Source organism: Helicobacter sp. T3_23-1056 (genome assembly GCF_053654535.1).
The window spans coordinates 35,580-52,918 of the sequence record NZ_JBSIUU010000015.1; the positions used below are offsets into that span (position 1 = coordinate 35,580).

Annotated in this window: 19 protein-coding genes; 17 read left to right on the top strand and 2 right to left on the bottom strand. The window is 41.7% G+C overall.

The window, feature by feature from the left end; all coding sequences use genetic code 11:
* The first annotated feature begins 141 nt into the window (after positions 1-141).
* The 10 genes from ACWIUO_RS08800 (at position 142) to ACWIUO_RS08845 (ending at position 11,561) form a co-directional block, all read left to right on the top strand.
* On the top strand, positions 142-2,598 hold the full coding sequence (locus tag ACWIUO_RS08800) for a chemotaxis protein CheW (protein ID WP_454177527.1): 2,457 nt from the start codon (positions 142-144) through the stop codon (positions 2,596-2,598).
* A gap of 1 nt (position 2,599) precedes the next feature.
* The gene (locus ACWIUO_RS08805) at positions 2,600-3,100 is read left to right on the top strand and encodes a chemotaxis protein CheW (RefSeq protein WP_454177528.1); all 501 of its coding nucleotides are present in this window, start codon (positions 2,600-2,602) and stop codon (positions 3,098-3,100) included.
* A 118-nt stretch (positions 3,101-3,218) separates the two neighbouring features.
* On the top strand, positions 3,219-3,614 hold the full coding sequence (locus tag ACWIUO_RS08810) for a hypothetical protein (protein ID WP_454177529.1): 396 nt from the start codon (positions 3,219-3,221) through the stop codon (positions 3,612-3,614).
* A gap of 83 nt (positions 3,615-3,697) precedes the next feature.
* Complete coding sequence (locus ACWIUO_RS08815; protein WP_454177530.1) at positions 3,698-4,300, top strand: WYL domain-containing protein; 603 nt, start codon at positions 3,698-3,700, stop codon at positions 4,298-4,300.
* Positions 4,301-4,447: 147 nt separating this feature from the next.
* Positions 4,448-6,115 (top strand): dynamin family protein, encoded by a 1,668-nt coding sequence (locus ACWIUO_RS08820; RefSeq protein WP_454177531.1) that lies wholly within the window; start codon positions 4,448-4,450, stop codon positions 6,113-6,115.
* Between the two features lie 12 nt (positions 6,116-6,127).
* Positions 6,128-8,335: a dynamin family protein gene (locus tag ACWIUO_RS08825; RefSeq protein WP_454177532.1), complete on the top strand. Its 2,208-nt coding sequence runs from the start codon at positions 6,128-6,130 to the stop codon at positions 8,333-8,335.
* A gap of 1 nt (position 8,336) precedes the next feature.
* Positions 8,337-9,950, top strand: coding sequence for a dynamin family protein (locus ACWIUO_RS08830; RefSeq protein WP_454177533.1), 1,614 nt, complete (start codon positions 8,337-8,339; stop codon positions 9,948-9,950).
* A 32-nt stretch (positions 9,951-9,982) separates the two neighbouring features.
* Complete coding sequence (locus ACWIUO_RS08835) at positions 9,983-10,177, top strand: hypothetical protein (RefSeq protein WP_454177534.1); 195 nt, start codon at positions 9,983-9,985, stop codon at positions 10,175-10,177.
* Positions 10,135-10,989 (top strand): hypothetical protein, encoded by an 855-nt coding sequence (locus tag ACWIUO_RS08840; RefSeq protein ID WP_454177535.1) that lies wholly within the window; start codon positions 10,135-10,137, stop codon positions 10,987-10,989. Before ACWIUO_RS08835 ends, ACWIUO_RS08840 begins: the two co-directional genes overlap by 43 nt.
* 386 nt (positions 10,990-11,375) lie before the next feature.
* Positions 11,376-11,561 carry a hypothetical protein gene (locus tag ACWIUO_RS08845; protein WP_454177536.1) on the top strand — a complete coding sequence of 62 codons (186 nt, stop codon included), beginning with the start codon at positions 11,376-11,378 and terminating at the stop codon, positions 11,559-11,561.
* 153 nt (positions 11,562-11,714) lie between these two features.
* Here ACWIUO_RS08845 and ACWIUO_RS08850 read toward each other — a convergent pair whose 3' ends face one another.
* Positions 11,715-11,837 carry a hypothetical protein gene (locus tag ACWIUO_RS08850; RefSeq protein WP_454177537.1) on the bottom strand — a complete coding sequence of 41 codons (123 nt, stop codon included), beginning with the start codon at positions 11,835-11,837 and terminating at the stop codon, positions 11,715-11,717.
* Positions 11,838-11,901: 64 nt separating this feature from the next.
* Here ACWIUO_RS08850 and ACWIUO_RS08855 point away from each other — a divergent pair, with 64 nt between their 5' ends.
* The 7 genes from ACWIUO_RS08855 to ACWIUO_RS08885 all read left to right on the top strand — a co-directional run bounded on the left by ACWIUO_RS08855 (position 11,902) and on the right by ACWIUO_RS08885 (position 16,221).
* Positions 11,902-12,030 (top strand): hypothetical protein, encoded by a 129-nt coding sequence (locus ACWIUO_RS08855; RefSeq protein WP_454177538.1) that lies wholly within the window; start codon positions 11,902-11,904, stop codon positions 12,028-12,030.
* Positions 12,031-12,063: 33 nt separating this feature from the next.
* Positions 12,064-12,384 (top strand): hypothetical protein, encoded by a 321-nt coding sequence (locus ACWIUO_RS08860; RefSeq protein ID WP_454177539.1) that lies wholly within the window; start codon positions 12,064-12,066, stop codon positions 12,382-12,384.
* A 72-nt stretch (positions 12,385-12,456) separates the two neighbouring features.
* Positions 12,457-12,660 (top strand): hypothetical protein, encoded by a 204-nt coding sequence (locus tag ACWIUO_RS08865; protein ID WP_454177540.1) that lies wholly within the window; start codon positions 12,457-12,459, stop codon positions 12,658-12,660.
* Positions 12,661-12,720: 60 nt separating this feature from the next.
* Positions 12,721-13,929, top strand: coding sequence for an HP0729 family protein (locus ACWIUO_RS08870; protein ID WP_454177541.1), 1,209 nt, complete (start codon positions 12,721-12,723; stop codon positions 13,927-13,929).
* A gap of 135 nt (positions 13,930-14,064) precedes the next feature.
* Positions 14,065-15,612: a glutamine-hydrolyzing GMP synthase gene (gene guaA / locus ACWIUO_RS08875; protein WP_454177560.1), complete on the top strand. Its 1,548-nt coding sequence runs from the start codon at positions 14,065-14,067 to the stop codon at positions 15,610-15,612.
* Positions 15,613-15,741: 129 nt separating this feature from the next.
* Entirely contained in the window at positions 15,742-15,900 is a 159-nt protein-coding gene (locus ACWIUO_RS08880) for a hypothetical protein (protein ID WP_454177542.1), read from the top strand.
* A gap of 33 nt (positions 15,901-15,933) precedes the next feature.
* Positions 15,934-16,221: a hypothetical protein gene (locus tag ACWIUO_RS08885; protein ID WP_454177543.1), complete on the top strand. Its 288-nt coding sequence runs from the start codon at positions 15,934-15,936 to the stop codon at positions 16,219-16,221.
* Between the two features lie 255 nt (positions 16,222-16,476).
* Here the strand turns inward: ACWIUO_RS08885 and ACWIUO_RS08890 are convergent, their stop codons facing one another.
* Positions 16,477-17,121: a SixA phosphatase family protein gene (locus tag ACWIUO_RS08890; protein ID WP_454177544.1), complete on the bottom strand. Its 645-nt coding sequence runs from the start codon at positions 17,119-17,121 to the stop codon at positions 16,477-16,479.
* Positions 17,122-17,339: the final 218 nt, after the last annotated feature.

A 17,339-nucleotide genomic window follows, 5' to 3' on the forward strand; every position in this document is an offset into this window, starting at 1 on the left:
AGTAATGTTGCTAGCCTTTTGTCGTAGTTTTTATCGTAGTTTATGTAGGTTTTTAATTTTTTTTGGTAGAATACCCCAAAATTAAACCGCATAGACTAAAAGTCAAAATCCAAAAGCCAAAATCCAAAAGCGAGGTATAGTATGGACGATATGCAAGAGATAATGGAAGACTTCCTAATCGAAGCCTTTGAGATGGTAGAACAGCTTGACCAAGACCTTGTAGAGCTAGAATCAAACCCAGAGGATTTGGAGCTATTAAATCGTATTTTCCGCGTAGCGCACACGATTAAAGGCTCTAGCTCGTTTTTGAATTTTGACATTCTTACCAAGCTCACGCACAATATGGAAGATGTCCTAAACAAAGCAAGAAGAGGCGAGCTAAAAATCACGCCAGATGTGATGGATGTGGTGCTTGTCTCAATCGATATGATGAAAGCCCTTTTGCAAGCCATACGAGATGCAGGCACAGACGCAAATGCAGGTATCGACATCACAGATATTGTCAAAAAGCTCCAAGCCATCTCACAAGGCGGGGCAGCCCCTGCAGAATCTAGTGGCGATGCCACCCAAGCAGCACCCACGCAGAGCGCGCCAGCCACTCCAACACCAGAATCTACACAAGCCCAACCAGCGCAACCTACGCAAGCCACAAGCGATTCTAGCAATCCGCTAGCTGATGAGCCAGACAAAGATTATTCAAATATGAGTAGCGAGGAAGTCGAAGCCGAAATCGCTAGACTTTTGCAAAAACGACAAGAAGCGGACAAACAACTTCGCGCACAAAAACGCGCTAGCGGAGAAGCACCCGCTATCCAAGCCCCAGCTAGCCCCGCCACGCAAGCTAGCCCAGCTCCAGCCACGCCAAAGCCAGCTACCCAAGCCACGCCAGCCACACCCGCTACGCCAAAGCCAGCACCAAAACCCGCCGCCGCAAAACAAGAAGCCAAAAATGTCGCAACAAATGTCGAGCAAACCGTGCGCGTAGATGTCCGCAGGCTTGATTTGCTTATGAACTTGCTAGGCGAGCTAGTGCTAGGCAAAAACCGACTAATCAAAATCTATGGCGATGTCGAGGAGCGATATGATGGCGAGAAATTTTTAGAGGAGCTAAATCAAGTTGTTTCTTCGATTTCTAGTGTGACGACAGATTTGCAACTTGCCGTGATGAAAACGCGAATGCAACCCGTAGGCAAAGTGTTTAATAAATTCCCAAGAATGGTTAGGGATTTATCACGGGATTTAAAGAAAAATATCGAGCTAGTCATCACAGGGGAGGAAACCGAGCTAGACAAATCAGTCGTAGAGGAGATAGGCGACCCGCTTATCCACATTATCCGCAATTCGTGCGACCACGGCGTAGAATCCCCAGAGGATAGAAAAGCCGCAGGCAAACCAGAGCAAGGCAGAGTGGATTTAAAAGCCTATAATGAGGGCAATCATATCGTAATCGAGGTAGTCGATGACGGAAAAGGGCTAGATGTCGATATGCTAAAACAAAAGGCTATCGAAAAAGGCGTGATAAGCGAAAAAGAAGCCGATACGATGAGTGATAAAGAAGCGTTTAACATCATCTTTAAGCCCGGATTTTCTACCGCCAAAGTCGTATCCAATGTCTCTGGGCGTGGCGTGGGAATGGATGTGGTAAAAACCAATGTCGAAAAGCTAAATGGTATCATCGAAATCGACTCCGAAAAAGGCGTGGGTTCAGCTTTCAAGCTAAAGATTCCGCTAACTCTTGCGATTTTGCAAGCATTGCTAGTAGGTGCGCAAGAAGAGTATTATGCGATACCTCTTTCATCTGTCAAAGAGACCGTGCGCATAACCCAAGATGAAATCTACACCGTAGATGGCAAGAGCGTGCTAAGACTACGCGATGAAGTGCTTTCACTCGTGAGATTGACAGATATTTTTGGAGTGGATTCTGTGCTAGAGTCTCCAAATGAAGTCTATGTCGTTATCATCGCCCTAGCAGAGCAAAAAATCGGCGTGATTGTGGATTATCTAATCGGGCAAGAAGAAGTCGTTATCAAATCTTTGGGCTACTACCTAAAAAGCACGCAAGGCATAGCGGGTGCGACTGTGAGGGGTGATGGACGGATTACGCTTATTGTCGATGTGGCTGCGATGATGGATATGGCAAAAGAAGTCAAAGTAAATATCACCACAAAAGCAGAGGAAAGCCAACAAGCAAGGGTAAAGACTTCGCCATCTGACTACATAGTCCTAGCTATCGATGATAGCAACACCGATAGAGCGATAATGAAAAAATGTCTAAAGACTTTGGGCGTTACCGTGCTAGAAGCTAGCAATGGTTTAGAAGGGCTAGAAATCGTAAAAAACAACGAAAAAGCCCTAGACGCCGTGCTTGTGGATATTGAGATGCCAAAAATGGACGGCTACACTTTCGCTAGCGAAGTCCGCAAGTATAACAAATTTAAAAACTTGCCACTTATCGCCGTTACAAGCAGGACTAGCAAGACAGATAGGATGCGCGGGGTAGAATCAGGTATGACAGAATACATCACCAAGCCATACACGCCAGATTATCTAGTCAATGTCGTAAAACGAAATATCCACCTTGAAACAACAGGAGAGTAAAATGAGCGACAATGTAAAAGAAATCCTAGAAAAACAAATGGTCAGCATAGGCGATAGCAATAGCGCAGAGCCAGAGGAAGTCTTGCAAGTTATAGGCTTTGTCGTGGGGAGCGAAGAATTTGCCGTGCCGATTTTGAATGTCAAAGAAATCATAAAACCCACAGAATTTACCCGCGTGCCGGGCACTCCAAACTATGTGCTAGGCGTGTTTAATATGCGTGGAAATGTTTATCCATTGATTGATTTGCGACTAAAATTTGGATTGCCCGCGATAAAGCAGGACAAAGACACGCGCTACCTTATCGTGCAAAGAAATGATGATTTTGCAGGGTTTGTCATCGACAAGCTAACCGCAGCTATCACCCTATCTAGCTCCGAAATCGACCCCGTGCCAGAGACTTTGGTAAATTCTCAAGGCGGTATGATAGATGGCGTAGGCAAGCGCGAAGATAGGCTTATCACTATCCTAAAAGTAGATGTGCTACTCAAAAAAGATTTTTAGATTTTGATAGATTTTGCATTTTGTGGAGGGGGAATGTCTGTTTTTTGTTATATTCTCTTTTATTAACCAAATCCAAGCAAGGCAACCAAGCCAAATATAAGGCATTAAGGCATAAAAAATGACTTCACTTCATAAAACCACTGCAAAATCTACAAACTACCAAAATCCCAAAACTTACCAAAACCCCACGCAAAATATCACAAAAAACACCACACAAAAAATCACACAAAACACCGCAAAAAACCCCACCCCCTCACAAAATCCAAAATCCACCCAAAATATAAAAACAAAAAACTACGCCAAAGATTCCCTCTCCACGAGGATTATCATTATCCTGCAGTCTCTATATAGTGGCGCATCTCTAAAGGCAGATACGCTAGCGAGTGAGTTTGGCACTTCGCTTCGCACTATTCAGCGAGATTTATCCCACATCGCTAGTATCCTCCCGCTAAAATCTCACAACGGAATCTATCAGCTAGATATGGTGGCAAATTACGGGGGGGGGGGGGAGTAAATCCCAAGTATATCAAGCGATTTGCCTCTATCAGCGGGATAGAAGCACTATATCCCACGCTAGATGAGTTTTTTGTCTATGATTTGCTAGATGATGATGAGAAGTCCTTGCACATTGCCAAAGGACATTTTGAAAAGCCCCAAACACAGCTTTTTGAGACACTCAAAGACGCGATTGACAATCGCCACATACTCCACTTCACTTATAGCCTAAAGCCTAGAGTAGCGAAGCCCTACAAGCTCGTGCATATTCAGGGCATTTGGTATCTGCTAGCGAGCGAGTCGCGCAAGCTAAAGCACTTCACCCTATCCAAAATCCAAAATCTAATCGACACAAAAGAGCACTTCACCCCTAGCCAAAAAGTCGCCACGCTACTAAAATCTAGCCTAAACTCCACCGCCTACCTCACCACCACCCCCAAAACCGCGCAAATCCTGCTTACCACGCCAAAGGCTAGGACACATTTCTTGCGCAAAAATTTGGGGGCAAATTTCACTATTATCCACGATTCGCGCACAAATCTAACCCTGCAAATGCAATACGCCTTTGATGATGAAGTGATAAATTTCGTAAAAAGCTGGCTACCACACGCCCAAATCATACAGCCGACAACACTGCAAGTAAGGTTTCAAAAAATGCTCTTAGAGTATATCAAAGCGACAAATGCTGACACAACGAGCGAGTAAAATGCGGGGGCAATTTTAGACTCATAGTCCGCGATGACTATAAACTAGGGATTGGCAAGTTTGGATTTTGGCAAATTTGCCAAAAATTTGCCAAACAAGACGGCGGAATAGAAAAATGTGTAACAAATCAAAATTAAGGAGTTTCAAATGTTACAAACACAGCAAAATTTTGTAGATTATTTAGGACAGCTAGATAGCCTAGCACAAAAGGCGCGATTAGATAAGGACAAATCAAAACTTATCACATCTATCAAAGAGAGGGAGTTGCTTATCCCTGTGGTTGGCGGATTTAGCGCGGGAAAAAGCTCTGCGCTAAATGACTTTTTGGGAGAGGAAATTTTGAGCGTGGCGATTACGCCTGAGACTGCACTAGCCACCGAGCTACGCTACACAGCTGGGCAATCGTATGCAGAGGGTGTGAAAGATAATGATAGCGTGGAAAAAATCGCTATTAGCAATTTAGATTCGCTAAAAAATCGCGCAGGTGAGTTTAAATACCTGCGCCTTTATCTAAACAATCCCAAGCTACAAGCAATAGAGCCATTGATTTTGGTGGATATGCCGGGATTTGACGCGCCACTAGAATTGCACCATAAAGCCATTACGGAATATTTGCAACGCGGGATTTATTTTATCATATTAGAGAGCGCGGAGAGCGGGACAATCGCTATGAGCATCAAAAAGCATATCGATAGCTTACAAACGCTAGGGAGAGATTTTAGCTTTTGTTTGAGCAAGGTGGATTTGGTTGCCCCAAGCACACTTGAAGGCGTGAAAAATAAAATCGCTAGTATTTTAAGCGCGGAATTTGGCTATGACAAAGAAATGGCACTATTAGGCAATAATAGCAGTCGTGGCGAAGTATTACAACAAATTATCAAGCAAATAAACGCAGAGCAAGTCTTTGAAAATCTCTATTTAGATACTTTGAAATTTGATTTTAATGATACAAAGTCAAGTTTGCAAACCAAAATCTCATCGCTAAAATCTACTAAAGATGAGGCAGATGAAGCACTCAAAGAATTGCAAAACGCCATAGATTCGATAGTCAATAAAAAGCAAAATATCGCCCAAAACATCACTAGCGACATTCAAAGCGCAGTAGATGGCACGATGATTGCGGTGGATAAGGCGATACAAGGCTCTATTAGCTCCATAGCACAAAGCGCGTTAAGCAATCCACAAAGCCTAAACGCACAAGTAAGCGAAATCGTCCGTAGCACTTTGCTAAATGAATTTACAAGGCGCGGTGGCAAAATGCGCGAAAATCTAATCGCAGATTACAAATTCGAGCTAAAAGATTTAAATGTCGCCTCGCTCAATATAGATTCTGCGTGGGTAGAAAATGTCGCAAATAGTATCAACACGGCGTTGCACAATATTTCTGTCGGTGTTACAGATAATAGCGGGTTGATAGAGGGTGTCGCTAGCGCGATAGAAAGCGGTGCTTCGATATTAGCAAAGACTCCCGCTCTAAAGTGGCTTCCTATTGTTGCGACAATAGTAACGGGATTATTGCGATTATTTGCCCCAGAGCGCAAAATCGATGAGGGCAAATTGCTAATGGATATTTTGCAAAGTGTCCGCTCTACTATCACGCCAGAAGTTAGCAGTGCGTATAGCAACCAAATATCCGCTATGCAAGAAATTGTGGGCGATTTGATTGAATCCAAACTCAAAGAAAAACAAGATGAAATCAAAAAAGCCCAAGAGGAAAAATCCCAAAAGGCAGATAAGCTAAATGCTGAGATTGAGGATTTAAGTGCGATTAGCAGTGAGCTAGATTCACTAGCAAAAAAATATATTTTCAAATAATGGAGGCACAAAATGAGTTTTAATGAATTTTTACAAAGAGTAGAAAAAATCGAAAGTATAGTTGAGGCAAATGAGATTTTGCGTGATAATAGCGCAAATCTCCGCAGAGAGCATTTTATAAAAAGTGTTGATGATTTTAGCAAGGACAAGGCGGAATTAGAGCGCGAAAATCGACTGCTAAAAATCGGCATTTTAGGACGCGTCAAAGCGGGTAAAAGCTCGTTTCTAAATGCACTGCTTTTTAATGGCAAAAATATCTTGCCAAAAGCAGCCACGCCTATGACTGCGTCTCTTACGATTTTAGAATATGCCAAAAATCCTAGTTTTAGCGTGGAATTTTATAGTCAAAAGGATTTAGATGATATTGCCACAAAGGCGCGTGAATACGAATCTAAACTCCAAGAATGTATAAATGAAAAATTTGCCGAACTAAAAGAGAGAGAACTAAAAAAAGTGATGAATCCAGCGCAAATTGACGAATCAAAACTGCGCCAAAATGCCAAAGATATTGTAGAGAGTGATTTTAAACTCACGCAAGAAGCACTCTTTGCCTGCTATGAGCAAAATGAGCTTATCAAAAATAGTGGCATTAGCCTATCGCAGTTAGAGGCAAATAAAGATTTTAGTGGCGATTTGGAGGCGATTCGCGCCAAACTTAGCGATTATGTGGGAGAGAGTGGCAAATTTATGCCATTTACCAAATCTATCACTTTGCGATTAGACAATGACTTTTTGCAAAATGTGCAAATTGTCGATACGCCCGGGCTAAATGACCCTGTGCCATCTCGCTCTGCTAGGACGCTAGAGTTTTTGGATAAATGCGATGCAGCACTTGTGCTATCCCCTGCGGGGCAGTTTCTCAATGCTAGTGATGTGGAATTGTTGGATATGCTTGATAAAAATGCCACTACCAAAATCTATTTTGTAGCATCTCGCGCAGATTCGCAGTTGCACGGGCATATTTTAGAAAAATCAGGTGCAAATTTGGATAGCGCAATATCGCTCATACAAGGTGAACTATCATCTAGCATATCGCAAAAATTGCGCGATGGCGGGATAGAGAGTAAGATTATGCAAAAAGCAATGAGTGAGGATATTATCTTATCATCATCAATTTGTGCAAATTTTGCTCTGCGTGATGAAAGCGATTTAGATGAGGACGAATCCTACACGCTAGGGCGATTAAAAGAGAATTATCCCAATGATTTTTCGCCAAGCACAAAGGCAAGTAGCTTTGCAAAACTTGCAAATATGGACAAACTAAAATCCATTTTTGATTCACTAAAAGCGCAAAAAGAGAGCATTTTAGCAGAGCGATTAGCGGATTTTTTAAGCACACGCCAAAAGCAACTAGACGCTTATCAAATCGCTTTGATAGATATACTCAAAAAACAAATCGAATTGCTTGAAGCAAGCGATTTAGAAAAGCTACAAGCACAAGAAGTCGAACTAATGGCAACCAAACGCAATGCAGAATTTGCGCTAAATGAAGTCTATGAGGGCTTGTGTGATGAGCTAGTCAAAGAATTGCGAGAAAATCTAAAAAACAGAAAAGATAGATTTTTTAGTGATTTAGAATCTAAAAGTGAGGGTGCGCAAGGCACAGGAAGCGCAACCTATGAAGTAGATGATAGCTCTTGGTATAAGCCATGGAGCTGGGGACGCACTAAAACTGAAACTGAACATTTTACCACCTATAAAGCTGGGCAAATTCGTGGCGCGGTAAAAGACACTTGCACCGAACTAGAACATCTACTTAGCACACAGAGCAAAGACTTTATCAAAGAATGGCAAAAAAGGGCACAAAAGGCGATAACTACGACATTGCTTAAAGAAGTAGATAGTATTCATTTGGATAGGATTGTTTTATCCAAAAGCATAAAAGACGCCTTTAGCACGATACAATACCCAGAAATCAGCTACGAATCACAGATTCCAGAATCCATAAATGGCGCACGAGGCACACTGCAAGGCTATGATGCGGATAGATTTATCGGGGAAGTGGAGAGCTATACCGCTGATTTTAAAAGCCAAGTAACAAAAGATATAACAAACTTTGCTGAGACAATAGAGCAAAATCTAAGAGGCGTAAAATTAGGCGATAGCATATTTGGCAAAATCATTAGTGAGATTGCGCGACTAAAAGATGATTTGGCAAATAAACAAGAGCGACTACAAGCATACAAAAACTTGCAAAATACACTAGAAGAGGTAAAATAAAATGGGTGTGATAAGCAACATAATGGGATTTTTTGGCTATGTCAAATATAAGGACTTTTCTAACTATGTCAAGCGCGAGTTGCTAGAATCTCAAATAGCAAAAAATGCGGATTTGGTAGCACAAAACGCAGATTTGTCCTTTAAAAATAACCTTGTGGCAAAACTTTTGGGCGACAAAGGGCATAATGAAGCCTTGCAGAAATTTAAGGCACTGCTTTATGGTGAATTTTTTGCGTTTGCAAATAATGATGATAGCCTCTCAAATGAAGCGGAGGCAGTATCCATAATGCAGAGCATAGAAAAAGAGCTAGAAGTCATCTCAACTTCATCGCAACTTTATAGCAAAGAAGTTGTCGCGGTGGGCGGTGGATTTAGCGCGGGGAAAAGTCAATTTATCAGTTCGCTTATTTTGGCTGAAAATGTTAGATTGCCTATCGGTGTCGCGCCTACTACGGCGATTCCCACCTATGTGTTATCAAATGATAAAACAAAACTTGTGGCGTTTTCAAATAGTGGTGTGAGAGTGGAGCTAAATGAGCTAGATAGCGAGATTCACAGCAAAATCAACCACGATTTTATCAAAGGCTTTGGCTTTAATCTAAAAAAGATTATGCCATTTATGGTGCTAAAAACCGCACTTGAATCGCGCTATGAAAATCTATGCTTTATCGATACGCCCGGATATAATCCATCAAAAGATGGCTTTAGAGATAGCGATAGATATAGCGCGCAAGAATTTCTCAACAATGCAAATGCAATGCTTTGGCTAATCGGGCTAGATAGTAAAGGCACGATAGAAAAAGATGATATAGATTTTTTAAGCGAGTTAGATTTAAGCAATAAAAAACTCTATATCGTGCTAAATAAGGCTGATGTGCCAAGTCCAAGTCAAAGAAAAGCCGTATTTGAACAAATCAAAAAGCAACTCAATGCCTATGGAATCGAGTATGATGGCATAAGCACATATAGCGCGATAAAGCACGAAGAATATGAGTTTGACAAAATCTCACTAATGGAATTTTTGGACTTGCTGACACAATCCCACACTTTGCAAACAATGCTAATAAAGCGACTTTTTAGCGTGTATGCAATGTATGTGGAATCTAACTTGCACAAAAAGAAGCGCAAGGAAACGATTTATAAGGCGTTAAATGAGCTAGAATTAGCTTTGAGCGTGGAGGATTTGGACGATGATAGCCAGCTTTTTGAGCGCATTGCTAAAATCAAAAGCATTTTTAAAGTCGGCAATGAAACAGAGGAAAAAATCGCTGAATTAAAGAAAATCATCGTTGAAATGAAAAAAGTCATTGATGAAATTTTTGGCAAAACCTTGCAAATCAACTTGCCACAAATCGATGAAAACGACATAAAAATCGACTTTGATTTGGCAGTGGAGGAGTTTATCGAGGATAGTGATGAGCCTTCTATCCCAGAATGGGATGCAAAGAAATTCTTCGCGCAACTCAAACTAGACTTTGAGAAACAGAAGCAGGAGTCGGAGAAATTCAGAGCGCGACACAAAGTAGAAACAAGAGAGAGTGAATATGAGCTATCTAACAGCGTTGGCATACCTAATAGATTACGGATTAAAAATCTAGGAAATAAAAAAATGTAAAAATATCTTTTGGTATATCAACGCGACAAATAATGTCGCGTATGGGGAGTAAAATCTCGCCTGTAAATGCCAAAATCTTGCACAAATCAGCCCCGCAAAACGCAAATAAACAAAATCAAAAGCGCAAATGCGGGCAAGACAAGCAAGAGAGGGCATTACAAAATCTACTTTTAAGGAGCAAGAAATGTCAAGTTTCACTCGTTTATTGTTGGGCGGTGCAGCCCTAGCAGGCTTAGGATACGCAGGCTACAAGGCAAAAAAACACCTAGATAGCCAAATGGAAAAGCCAGAAAACTACGGCTTAGACTACAAAGATGTGGCGTTTGAGGAAGCGGGCAAAATCATCTGCAACGGCTTAGGAGCGATAACCGAAGGGCTAGCCAAAGGCTATGAAAAAGTCTTTGATGAGCCACTTTATGCAGAGGGTGTGATGTCAAGCCTAGATACCCTAAAATCAACTTTGCGCAAGAGCGAATGCAAGCACCTAAATGGTATGCAGCTCGCACCAGCCCTTGTGAAAAAAACAAGCTTTAGCGCGGCACAATGTAGTCGCATAGGTATCCCTATCTATGATGATGAGATGGATAAACTTAATGCCCTCCACGATGAAATCCAAAAAAACGATGATTTTATCGATGCGATTTATGAGCTAGAATCTCAATGCTATAAAGCACATAAGACGATTTTGGATTTTGTCTTTGTCGCAAAGGATAGTGGAGATTCTAGCGATTTGGACGCTATAAGGGGGTTAAATAAAATATATAGTGTCGCTTCTAGCAAGTATGACTTAGATGAAGTAGGCGAGGTAGAGAGCGTCAAATCCGCTATAAAATCTATCAAAGAATCTTGCGATAGACTAGCCACGCTAAATGCAGAGCTAAAATCTAGCGCAGATTCTGCCTCACATAGCGACTATCAAAGCAAGCTAAGCGAAGCCACAAAGCTAGCCATAGCCCTAGATAGCACGATAAGAGGGGATTTTGCTAGCTATGGTAGCTTTTGTAGTGAGCGCGTAGAGACATTGCAACAATCCGCATAACAAAGTCTCATAGTATGAGATTCTGTCATTGTGAGAATCTCAAAACCCCCTCCCTTAGCACGAGGGGGAAATTTTGTCATTGCGAGCCGTGCTTGCACGGCGTGGCAATCCACAATAAAATTTTGTCATACTGAGCGAAGCGAAGTATCTCAAAAACCATAGATTGCCACGCAAGTCTTGCGACTTGCTCGCAATGACGATACAATGTTGGATTCCCACGCGCAACAAGTTGCGCTCGCAATGACGATTTTCTTTGTCATATTGAGCGTTAGCGAAATATCTCTAGTTGCATTGTTAGATTTTCTAAAGAATCTATGCGTTGAGATACTTTGCTAGTACTTAGTATGACAAGTGGATTTTACCAAACAAAATGCAAAGGAGCAAAAATGCCAATCAAGCCAAAATCATTCATAGCAAAATGTCCCAAATGTGGCAAAGTGAAATTTATCGCACCCAAAAGCGATGCGCTAAGACCGCTTGAAATGTGCCCAATGTGTGAGAAATGCAAAGTAGCAATGACAAGGATAAAAACCAACACAATCACGGATTTTATCAAAGGGTTTTTTGGTTAGATTCTGTCATTGTAAGAATCTTAAAACCCCCTCTCTTAGCACGAGGGGGCTAGGGGGTGGGTTTCTTTGGATTCCGCCGACATTGTGGGTAAGGATTCTGCTTGCGTCATTGCGAGCAGTTTGGATTCTTTAGATTCCAAACTGCGTGGCAATCTATTTTATCAAATTTGCAAAATGTGTGTTTTGGTAATTTATGATTTTGGATTGCCACGAATCTAGTCTTTTTAACAAAAGCCTAGATTCTCGCAATGACGGCGTGGGTGGATTGCCACGCAAATCTTGCGACTTGCTCGCAATGACGCCCGCCCCCTAGCCCCCTCCGCAAGGGAGGGGGCTTATTTTGGATTGCCACGCGTTGCGTTGCAACGCTCGCAATGACGATACAATGTTGGATTGCCACGCGCAACAAGTTGCGCTCGCAAGGACGATTTTTACCATACTTAAAGGCAAAAAGGCGTTTTACAAATAAAAATCTAAAAAATAAAATCTAAAAGGGTAAAAAATGGACTGCAAAAAAATGCTAGAAACAATTAGTGTAGGTTATAAATTTTTAAATGAATTTGCTACTTTTTGGGAGCTAGGGAAACTAACGCGTCTAGGAACGCTAGGATTTAAGCTAAAACAGCAAGCAGAGATTTTCACAAACGAACTAGAATCCAAACAAAAGCGCGTGGATTCCGCATTTGAAGCATTAGATTTAATCCTTGCGTATAAAAAGCAAAATCCCAAAGAGTTTGAAGAGATATTTTGTGCGTTAGAGCGATTTAGCCAAAAGCGCAAGGGCGATACATCAATCGATAAATCGATAAAATCGCTCTTTTGATTAGGCTAGATTGGATTTCATAGCACAAAATGAGTGCAAAATCTAAAATCAACGCATAAAAAGGGAGTGCAAATGGGAGCGATTTTTTTATTTTTATTAGCGATTTTATCGGCTATTTTAGGATTGTTTGTCTTTATGGCGTATATGTATATGTTTGTTTTTGTAGGCTTTATCATCGCTAGCATTGCGATTTTTTATCACTATGGCGTGGGGTGGGGGCTAGCGTGGCTGGGGCTATGGTGGATAGGTGGCTACCTCATCAGCAAAAGCAAATAACCCCAAAATCTTTACGCCTCTATTTAGCGCATTTTAAAATCTCCAACACAAAGGAACAAAATGACAAACCTGCTGATTTTATACAATCCATACTACCAAGACACCGTGATAGAATCCCACTTAGAAGTGCTCAAACAAAATGGCAAAGTCGCTTTTGGCAAGGTGCGCTCCAAGCTAAAAGACACGCTAGGAGGTCAAAAAAGCACAGGCGAAAATCCGCTAGATTTTGACACGATAAAATCCGAGCTACAATCCCAAAAAGCGCAAAACAAAGGCGCGTATTTACAGCTTTTTATCACGGATTATGCCAATCTCTATGTGGCAAAAGTCGATGAGATTTTGGACAAATCCCAAGCCCCAAATGAGATAATCCCAAACTACTATGAGCAAAAAGACTTAAATGTCGAGGGGTATTTCATCATCACGGATTTGCGCGAGATTGTGCGTGATGATTTTGCTACTTTGCGCGATAAATATTTGGCTGGATTTCGCACGCCTGATTTTGGTGGGCATACTTATGCGATTTATGGCAATTCCTATACCTATCCTTTGAGAATCACGCAAAAAAATGAGGTGGATTATTTTTGCGATGATTTGGGCGATGATTTTGGCAATGATTTTGTAGGGCAAAGCAATGGCGAGGCTAAGGCGAATAAAAAATATTTCTTAAATCTTTTTAAAAGCGCGGAGTTTTTGGCTATGCAAGAGAATCTAGCGCATTTTGTCTTTGGGACAAATTTGCTTTACGCGCTTCACCCAAATAGCTTTGAGAATCTCATTTATGCCGAGCTAGAATTTAGCGCAAACAAGGGCGATGTGGGATATGATTTTAGTAGCGTGGTGCTACGCTACGCAAAGGCGTATGAGCAAGAATGCTATGGCTTTGTCAAAAATCTTGTGGAGTTTTTGGCTCTAAAAAATAGCGAAGTGCTTGAGATTGAATATGATGATATGAACAAGACAAAAAAAGTGGGCGATTTGCTAGAATCTGGAGGCACGCTAGGGAGCTATGGGCATTTGCTAGGCTCTGCTTTTAGCGCGTATATCAATGAGTGTGATGAAAGATTTGGTAAGTATAGATTGTCGTTTTTTGTTAGGCAAGTTTGCCAAGAGATTAAATCTATCCGCCAAATGCGAAATCCTGTCGCACACGGCGAAAAAGCCAATCTCAAACACGCAACCAAAATACGAGAAAAAGTTTTAGGCATAGGCTGTGCAAGTAGCATTGCCGAACTACTAACAATGCGATTAGCGTTGCGTAAAATCTAAGGCGTGGAAGTTTTAAGGCAAATTTGCTATAATGCGATTTTAGCTTTAAACTTATGAAACATAATGGGAGACATAATGAGTGCAAAATCCGCTACCCCCTCTACACCAAACCCAAAAAATCCACAACACTTACAAATGCTAAATCCCCAAATCATCGTGCTTGACTTTGGAAGCCAATACACGCAGTTAATCGCTAGGCGTTTGCGTGAAATGGGAATCTACACCGAGATAATGCCATATTTTGAGAGCGCGGAGTTAGTCCGCGCGAAAAATCCGCGCGGACTAATCCTAAGCGGTGGTCCTGCGAGCGTATATGAAAAGGACGCGTATAAGCCTGATTCGCGCATTTTTGAGTTAGGAATCCCCGTGCTAGGAATCTGCTATGGAATGCAGTTTATCGCGCATTTTTTCGGCGGGCAAGTGGCAAAGTCCACCGCGCAAGAATTTGGCAAAGCAAATCTTACAATCATCGATTCACGCGGAATCTTTAGTGGTGTGAAGCAAAATTGTATCGTGTGGATGAGCCATAGCGATAAAGTTACCGCTTTGCCGAGTGGGTTTAGCGTGATTGCCAAAAGTGAAAATAGCGAGATTTGTGCGATTGCAGACTTTACGCGCAAAATCTATGCGATACAATTCCACCCCGAAGTGGTGCATAGTGAGTGCGGAGCGCAGATTCTCTCAAACTTTGCGATTGCAATCTGTGGGGCAAATAATCAATGGAATATGAAAAATTTTGCCGAGTTAGAAATCGCCAAAGTGCGAGAAATCGCACAAAATGGCAAGGTTTTATGCGCGGTGAGCGGGGGCGTGGATTCTAGCGTTGTCGCCGCGCTTTTGCACCGCGCAATCGGGGATAATCTAATCCCCGTCTTTGTCGATACAGGCTTGCTCCGCGCAGGCGAGAGAGAGGCAGTGGAGCAAATGTTTAGGGAGAATCTACGCGTCCCGCTTATCACCGCAGACGCAAGCGAGCTGTTTTTAAGTCGCTTAAAGGGCATTACCGAGCCAGAGCAAAAGCGAAAAATCATCGGCGAGAGTTTCATCGAAGTCTTTGAGCGCGAAGCAAAAAAGCACAATGCAAATGACGAGATTAAATTTTTGGCACAAGGCACGCTCTACCCCGATGTCATCGAATCTGTAAGCGTAAAAGGACCAAGCAAGACAATCAAATCTCATCACAATGTCGGCGGACTGCCAGAGTGGATGCGCTTTGAGCTAATCGAGCCACTGCGCGAGCTTTTTAAAGATGAAGTGCGGAGCTTGGGGCGCGAGCTAGGAATGCCAGAATCTATGCTTATGCGCCACCCATTTCCCGGACCCGGACTTGCGATTCGCATTATGGGCGAGGTTACGCGGGAGAGCTTGGCGATTTTGCGCGGGGCAGATTCTATCTTTATCGAGGAGTTGCATAAAAATGGGCTATATGGTAGCGTGTGGCAGGCGTTTTGCGTGCTACTCAATGTGCGTAGTGTAGGCGTGATGGGCGATAATCGCACTTATGATAACACCATCGCGCTTCGCGCCGTAGAGGCGATTGACGGAATGACGGCGAGATTTTCACATTTGCCTTTTGAGTTTTTAGAAAAAGTGAGTAATAGAATCATAAACGAAGTAGAGGGGATAAATCGCGTAGTCTATGACATAAGCTCCAAGCCCCCAGCCACGATAGAGTGGGAGTGAAAGATGTTTTTAAAGGCATTTATTTTTAGCCCTTTTTTTATGCTTTTTGGAATCTATCATACTTGCATATTTTGCTAGGCTCTATTGCTATCAATTACTTTTTAGCAAAAGTGATTTTGCGATTTTGCGTTGTGTGATTTGACACTACAAATGGTGGCAATTCACACGCTAGATTCTAGTAAATCATCATTACAAGATTCACTAGAATCTAACATTGCTTTCTCATCGCAAGGCTTTAAAAAAGTAAAAGTAATCGATAAAAAAGATTTGGATTGCCATGAATATTAGATTCTGCTAGAATCTAATATTCTCGCAATGACGATGGTAGGGTGGCTTGCCACGATTTTGCAATTTTTGACAAAGTCGCAAAATCTCGCAATGACAGAAAACCCACCCCCACCCAACGGGTTGCGAGGCGTTAGCCAAAGCAAAAGCCACTCCGCAAGGGAGGGGGCTTATTTTGGATTGCCACGCCGTGCAAGCACGGCTCGCAATGACCGCATAATTTTAGATTGCCGCGTGGATTTAAAAAATCCGCTTAGCAATAGCAAAAAAAACATTTGCCATACCAAATATTGCAAAAGGAACATTGCAAAGAAAAGCAAATAGTATTGATAAGAAAAAAACAAAAGGGCGTTGCAAGAAAAAGCAAATAGCATTGAAAGGAAAAACAAAATGGCATTGAAAGAAAAAAAACAAGCATTGCAATAAAATGCAAAATGGTATCGCAAAGCAAAAAAAAATGCAATACAAGAAAAATTCAATGCAAGAAAACAAAAAACAAAAAAAATCAAAACGCAATGCAAGAAAAATACAATACAAAAAAGTTTAGAATCGCTACGCGTAAAAATAAGTATGGGGATTTTACAAATATTTAGGTGGGATAAATAGAGAGAGGGTAAATCCTGCTTGCAAATACTTTGCCTTTGGCTTTTTCTTTAGCTCAATGATTACGCCTTTTGGAAAATCTAAGCACTCAAAAAAATCCACCCCCAATGCGTATTTGACAAATTCACCCAAATCTGGCTCGTGTCCCACAAGCACTAGGGTTTGGCTTGTCTCATCGTTTGCGTATATCGCTTTTTCATACCCCTCTATCCCGCAATCTGGCGCGATAAAATCACACAGCTGACAAGGCACTTTTTTTAGCACTTTTGAGAGTGGCTTTATGGTTTGAATCGTGCGCTTTGCAGGGGAAGTAAGCACGCAAGAAATGGGGGCTCGCTGCGTGTGTAGGGATTTTTGGACAAAAAGGGCTATGTGTTCGCTTTGGATTTTGCCTTTTTTGCTTAGGGGGCGGAGCATATCATTGTGCGGGATTTTTTTTGCTTTGCAAGAAGTCAAAAACACTTCTCTATCCATACTATCGGCGTGGCGAATGATGATAATGCGTTTTAGCTTTGCGCTTAGGGTGTTTGTGGGTTTTGGATTTTGGTTTTTTGTGGTGCGAGGCAGGCTATGAGGTAGGTTATTTGGCAGGGATTTTTGAGAAGTGATTTTGGCAGACATTTTGGCTCCCTTGTTTTTGTTTTTATTGTGTTGTTGGCATTGTGCTTAGATAAAGCACAAAGATATATCGTCAAAAAGTAGAAATATACGATTTAGAATTTTAGAATTGCAAAAAAACCTAAAAATTTACCCAAAATCTATCGCTAAAAATCGCCATAAAATTTGTCAAAAAAACCACAAAATTTGCCACAAAAATCACCAAAAAAATATCACAAAAA